The organism is Microbacterium sp. (assembly GCF_031178525.1).
Lineage (GTDB): Bacteria > Actinomycetota > Actinomycetes > Actinomycetales > Microbacteriaceae > Microbacterium.
Window position 1 is genome coordinate 1 of sequence record NZ_JAPSJA010000160.1, and the last position, 5,641, is coordinate 5,641.

At 70.3% G+C, this 5,641-nt stretch carries 7 protein-coding genes; 2 read left to right on the forward strand and 5 right to left on the reverse strand.

Going from position 1 to position 5,641, the window contains the following annotated elements:
• Positions 1-211 precede the first annotated feature (211 nt).
• The 5 genes from RIF89_RS10295 to RIF89_RS10315 are packed head-to-tail and all read right to left on the reverse strand — an operon-like array spanning position 212 to position 3,973.
• Positions 212-1,711 (reverse strand): amino acid permease, encoded by a 1,500-nt coding sequence (locus RIF89_RS10295; protein ID WP_309069021.1) that lies wholly within the window; start codon positions 1,709-1,711, stop codon positions 212-214.
• Positions 1,712-1,725: 14 nt separating this feature from the next.
• Positions 1,726-2,574, reverse strand: coding sequence for an NAD(P)-dependent oxidoreductase (locus tag RIF89_RS10300; RefSeq protein WP_309069022.1), 849 nt, complete (start codon positions 2,572-2,574; stop codon positions 1,726-1,728).
• 44 nt (positions 2,575-2,618) lie between these two features.
• On the reverse strand, positions 2,619-2,897 hold the full coding sequence (locus RIF89_RS10305) for a hypothetical protein (RefSeq protein WP_309069023.1): 279 nt from the start codon (positions 2,895-2,897) through the stop codon (positions 2,619-2,621).
• A gap of 50 nt (positions 2,898-2,947) precedes the next feature.
• Positions 2,948-3,124, reverse strand: a complete 177-nt coding sequence (locus RIF89_RS10310; protein WP_309069024.1) for a hypothetical protein — start codon at positions 3,122-3,124, stop codon at positions 2,948-2,950.
• Between the two features lie 39 nt (positions 3,125-3,163).
• Positions 3,164-3,973: a siderophore-interacting protein gene (locus tag RIF89_RS10315; protein ID WP_309069025.1), complete on the reverse strand. Its 810-nt coding sequence runs from the start codon at positions 3,971-3,973 to the stop codon at positions 3,164-3,166.
• A 137-nt stretch (positions 3,974-4,110) separates the two neighbouring features.
• Between RIF89_RS10315 and RIF89_RS10320 the strand changes: the two genes are divergently transcribed.
• Positions 4,111-5,157, forward strand: coding sequence for an ABC transporter substrate-binding protein (locus RIF89_RS10320; RefSeq protein WP_309069026.1), 1,047 nt, complete (start codon positions 4,111-4,113; stop codon positions 5,155-5,157).
• 50 nt (positions 5,158-5,207) lie between these two features.
• Positions 5,208-5,641 (forward strand): iron chelate uptake ABC transporter family permease subunit (locus tag RIF89_RS10325; protein ID WP_309069027.1); only part of this gene is annotated, 434 nt, incomplete at its 3' end.

Here is a 5,641-nt window from a genome sequence, read left to right on the forward strand (position 1 = left end):
CGATGTCGCTCTCGCCGAACGTCTCGATCTCGAGCTCACCGCCGAACACCGAGTGATAGAACTCCATGGCTTCGCGCGCGGTGTCGCGGAAGGTCAGGTAGGGGTTGAGCACGGGCACTGCGGACTCCTGACTGCACGGGCGGCGGGTGACGGCCTCAGTCTCCCCGGCCCGCCGCGCGCAGGGCAAGGCCCTCGTGCCCGCGCGGCGAAGTCAGCGGCGCGCGCCGACGGATTCGCGCTCGGACGCACCCAGCCGGCTGTGGCGCCGCGAGTAGAGGAAGTACACGACGACACCGATCGCCAGCCAGACGAGGAACCGGATCCACGTGTCGAGCGTGAGGTTCAGCATCAGGTAGAAGCAGATCACGGCCGACAGGATCGGCAGCACCGGCACCCACGGCACCCGGAAGGCGCGCGGCAGGTCGGGGCGCGTGCGGCGCAGCACGATCACGCCGATCGACACCAGGACGAACGCCGCGAGCGTGCCGATGTTGACCAGTTCCGCGAGCGTCGACAGCGGGACGAACGCCGCCAGGATCGCCACGACGATGCCGGTGATGATCGTGATCCGGTACGGCGTGCGGAAGCGCGGGTGGGTCTTGGACAGACTCACGGGCAGGAGGCCGTCGCGCGACATCGCGAACGCCACGCGCGTCTGTCCCATCAGCAGGATCATCGACACGACGATCAGCCCGATGCACGCGCCGATCGCGATCAGGTTGCCCATGACCGGCAGGCCCACGGCGTCGAACGCCGTCGCGAGCGGGGCGCCGTCCTCGGGGTCGATGTCGCGGTAGTTCTGCATGCCCGTGATGACGAGCGAGACCGCCATGTACAGCACGGTCACGATCGCGAGGGCGCCGATGATGCCGCGGGGAAGATCGCGCTGCGGGTTGCGCGTCTCCTCGGCCGTGGTCGCCACGACGTCGAAGCCGATGAATGCGAAGAACACCATCGCCGCCGCGGCGAAGACGCCGCCGACGCCGAACACGCTCGGCTCGAGGCCGAAGATGCCCTGCACGATCGGCAGGTGGAACACGTCGGCAGCGCCGCCTCCCGCCGGTGCCTCGGCCGGCGGCACGAACGGCACCCAGTTCGCGACCTTCACGAAGAAGGAGCCGACCACGACGACCGCCAGCACGACCAGCACCTTGAGGCCCGTGATGATCTGGTTGAGGCGGCTCGACAGCTTGATGCCGCCCACGGTCACGGCCGTCAGCCCCAGGATGAGCAGGCCCGCCGGCAGGTTGACGAAGCCGCCCTCGGCCGTCGCGATCGCGGCGGGGATCTCGAACCACGTGCCCTCCAGCACGACCCCGAGGTACTGGCTGAACGACGTCGCGAGCGCGGCCGCGCCGACCGTGAATTCGAGGATCAGGTCCCAGCCGATGATCCACGCGAGCAGTTCGCCGAGTGTCGCGTACGTGAAGGTGTAGGCGCTGCCGGCGACCGGCACCGTGGACGCGAACTCGGCGTAGCACAGGGCCGCGAGCGCGCACGCGGCGCCCGCGATCAGGAATGACAGCGCAATGGCCGGGCCCGCGTTGGTCGCGGCCGCGTGGCCCGTCAGGACGAAGATGCCCGCGCCGATGCATACTCCGATCCCGAACAGGATCAGGTCGAACACGCCGAGGTTCTTCTTGAGCGCGTGCTCGGGTTCCTTCGTGTCGGCGATGCTCTGCTCGATCGACTTCGTGCGGAACAGGCTCATGGGTCGTCCTTCTCTCAGCGTCCGTCGCGCCAGCTGTGGGTCGGGTCGTATCCGAGCAGGCGCCGGGCCTTGTCGATCGACAGCAGCGTCGTGTGCTCGCCGATCGCGTCCTCGCTGCGGATCGGGACGTCCGGGAAGACCTCGGCGAGCAGTTCGGCGTTGGGGCGGGTGGTCACGGTGTCGGCGGCGGCGATGATGAACCGGTCGAAGCCAGCGGGTGCGACCTCGAGCGCGCGCTCGACCGCGTGGGCGCCGTCGCGCGCGTCGATGTATCCCCACAGGTTCCACTTGCGCTCATGCGGGTCGCCGTCGTACGGGAACGCCGCGTAGTCCTCCGGCCACATCACGTTCGAGAACCGCAGGGCCGTGATCGAGAGGGTGGGGTGCCAGCGCACGAGCTCGATCGCCAGCTGCTCCTCGAGGTGCTTCACGAGCGAGTACACCGACTCCGGGCGGGCCGGGTACTCCTCGTCGACGGGCACGTACGGCGGCGGCACGTCGAACGGCAGGCCCAGCACGGTCTCGCTCGACGCGTAGACGATCCGGTCGATCCCGAGCCGCGTCGCGGCCCAGAACACGTTGAACGTGGTCGCCATGTTGTTGTGGAACGTCGCGACATCCGGCGCGAGCCCCGGCGCCGGGATGGCGGCGAGGTGCACGAGCGCATCAAGGCCGTCGTGCGTGTCGCCCACGGCGGTGAGCGCGTCGACGACCTGGCCGTAGTCGGTGAGGTCGACGCGGACGAAGTCGGGGGAGCGCTCGCCGACGCGGTCGATCCCGATGACGTGGTGTCCCGCGGCGCGCAGCTCGCGCGCGACGACAGATCCGAGCTTTCCGGAGGACCCGGTGACAGCGATGCGCATCCCTCTAGCCTTACACGGACCGATCGAACGGCAGAGCCGGGCCGTCAGCGCTTGACGCCGCCGACGAAGTAGGCGAGCGGTCCGACCCAGTTGATCAGGATGATCGGGATCCACGCGGGCTTGGTCAGGCGGACCTGCTTGGCGGGGCGCGCCCACAGGTCGGAGAATGCCGCGAGCGCGAGCCCGATCTGCACGAGGCCGACGAGCGAGAGCGCGGCCTTCCCGGCGAGGCCGACGGTCTTCCCGGCGGCCTTGGCCGTTGCGGTCGTCGCCGCCGCGGCCTTGACGGTGGCGTAGTTCTTCACGGAGTTCTTGGTGGTCATGCCGCCATTGTGCGTCCGGAGGCGATCCGGTGTCTGGGGCTTGACGGCACCTAGTCCTGGTCCTTCCGCAGTGCGCGTCCCGCCACGGTCGCCAGCGGAATACACACCGTCATCGCGAGCAGGCCGGGTAGCCGCCACCACGAGTCCGCGAAGAGATACACCGCCACGCCTGCTGCCCACGCCGCGATCGAGATCACGAGAAGCGTCACGGCTCGAGGCTTGGTCATGGAGCGACGCTACTCCGTGCGGCCGGCCGACGGGACGGCTCAGCGCGCGCCGGGGCCGTGGGGCGCGTGGTACTCGGACTCGCCGCGCTTCCAGTAGCCCTTCACGATGATCCGCTCGGGCTCGATGCCCCAGCGCTCGACGAGCAGCGCGCGGCCGGTCTTGACGATGCCCTGCTCGGCCGCGATGAAGCCGAAGACGTCGCCGTCCGGGCGGTCCTGCGCGGTCAGCGCGTCGAGGCGCGCCGCGAGCGCGGAGCCCGCCGGAGCGCCCCCGCGGTGGACGTACTCGACCGCAGGCGCGTCGATCGGCACCTCGTGGTCGGCGTCCGTGACCTCGATCAGGATCGTGGCGGGCGCCCCGTCCGCGATCGCGGCGGCGTAGCGGCGGATCTGCGGGATCGCGGTCTCGTCACCGGCGAGCAGCCAGGCCGCGGGGGCGCCGTGGATCCGGAGCGAGCCGCGGGGACCACCCACGCCCATCAGCGCGCCGAGGGGAGCCGTCGCCGCCCACACGCCCGCCACGCCCTCGGCGCCGTGGATCGCGAACTCGAGGTCGAGCCATCCGATCCGACCGTCGTCGCCCCAGGACAGGGGCGTGAACTCGCGGCTCGGCGCCGCGCGCATCTCCTCGACCGTGGTCGGGGCGGGCGCGCCCGGCTCGGGAAGGAAGATCCGGATGTGGTCGTCGTGGCCGCGCGAGCCGAAGCCGACGAGGTCGGCACCCTCGACGCGGACGCGAACGTAGGTCGGGGTGAGCCACTCCCGGGACGTCAGCGTCGCGAAGCGGAACTTCAGTTCGAGGGGCTCCCGCTCGAGGGTGAATGCCGGGATCGCGGTCGCATGGGTCATGGAAGTTAGGTTAACCTACCCTGCGGCGGGGTGAGGGTTACCTAACTTCGACGCGGCCGGCTTGCGGCGGCGTCTCCCGCCGATCCCCTTCACCGAAAGACCGCGGCTGATACCGCGCTCTGGATAGGAGCATGTCCATGTCAGGGCTTCATCGAGACAAGCCACGAACGATCGCCGCCCTCGGGCTCATCGCCGCCTCCGCGCTCGCGCTCTCCGCGTGCGCGTCGGCGTCCGCAGAGGGCGATGCCGCGGGCGGGGCCGCGAACGGCGGGTCCGAGACGATCAGCTACACGTGGGACCGCAACACGGCGACCGAAGAGGGCGCCGATCCGGTCTACGAGGAGACCACGGTCGAGGTGCCCGTCGACCCGCAGAAGATCGTCGTGTTCGACATGGCCGCGCTCGACTCCATCGGCGCGCTGGGCGGCGAGGTCGCCGGTGCGCCCCTCGAGTCGGTGCCCGACTACCTCGAGGACCACCTCGCGGACGACGCGTTCAACGCCGGCACGCTGTTCGAGGCCGACCTGATCGAGGTCGAGGCGCAGCAGCCCGACCTGATCATCGTCGGCGGCCGCTCGGCCGCCCTGTGGGAGGACCTCAACGAGATGGCCCCCACGATCGACCTGTCCATGCGCGACGGCTTCCTCGCGACGCTCGAGGCGAACACCACGTTCCTGGGTGAGGTGCTCGGTGCACAGGACGAGGCGGCCGCCGCGCTCGAGGAGCTCACGGCCGGCATCGACGAGGCGAAGGCCGCCGTCGCCGAGGCGGGCGGCTCCGGACTCGGGATCATGGTGTCCGGCGGCGAGCTCAGCGCGCTCGCGCCCTCGAAGGGCGATGGGGACACGCGCGGTGCCCGCGGCGGACTGATCTACGACGTGTTCGGCGTCGAGCCGGTCGTCGAGGACGTCGAGGCCGCCACGCACGGCGAGCCGATCTCGTTCGAGTTCCTGCTCGAGCACGACCCCGAGTGGCTGTGGGTCGTCGACCGTGATGCCGCCGTCGCAACCGAGGGAGCGCAGGCCGCCGAGGTCGTCCTGGACAACGAGATCGTCAACCAGACCACCGCGGCGAAGGAGGACCACATCCTCTACCTCGACCCGACCGCCTGGTACATCGTGTTCGGCGGGATCGACACGACCCAGCGCATGATCGACGACGTCCTGCAGATCGCCGGCCGGTAAGTCGACGACGTGGAGATCGAGGCCATGCCGATCGAGATCTCGACGAGCGCGTGACAGCGCTCGCGACCGCGACGAGCGTCCCCACCCAGGCCCGCCCCCGGCGGGCCTGGGTGGGGGCGCTGATCGGCGCGGCCCTGATCGTCCTGTCGGTCGCCAGCCTCTTCATCGGCGTCTCGGACGTCTCGCCGCTCGCGCTCGCGACGGGCGGGACGGAGGGGCGCGCCGCGTTCCTGCTGATCGTGAGCCGCATCCCGCGCACGCTCGCGCTGCTGCTCGTGGGGGCGTCGCTCGCCATCGCGGGACTCATCATGCAGATGCTCGTGCGCAACCGGTTTGTCGAGCCGGGCACGACCGGCGTGAGCGAGTTCGCCACACTCGGCATGCTCGTGACGATGGTGCTGTGGCCCGGGATGGCGCTGATGGGGAAGATGGGCGTCGCCGCGGCCTTCGCCCTCTTCGGCACGTGGGTGTTCCTGCGGATCAT

What these genes read in the sequence shown, in the direction of transcription:
- RIF89_RS10295 (WP_309069021.1), bottom strand. Translation starts at nt 1,711, where the DNA reads ATGAGCCTGTTCCGCACGAAGTCGATCGAGCAGAGCATCGCCGACACG.
- RIF89_RS10300 (WP_309069022.1), bottom strand. Translation starts at nt 2,574, where the DNA reads ATGCGCATCGCTGTCACCGGGTCCTCCGGAAAGCTCGGATCTGTCGTC.
- RIF89_RS10305 (WP_309069023.1), bottom strand. Translation starts at nt 2,897, where the DNA reads ATGACCACCAAGAACTCCGTGAAGAACTACGCCACCGTCAAGGCCGCG.
- RIF89_RS10310 (WP_309069024.1), bottom strand. Translation starts at nt 3,124, where the DNA reads ATGACCAAGCCTCGAGCCGTGACGCTTCTCGTGATCTCGATCGCGGCG.
- RIF89_RS10315 (WP_309069025.1), bottom strand. Translation starts at nt 3,973, where the DNA reads ATGACCCATGCGACCGCGATCCCGGCATTCACCCTCGAGCGGGAGCCC.
- RIF89_RS10320 (WP_309069026.1), top strand. Translation starts at nt 4,111, where the DNA reads ATGTCAGGGCTTCATCGAGACAAGCCACGAACGATCGCCGCCCTCGGG.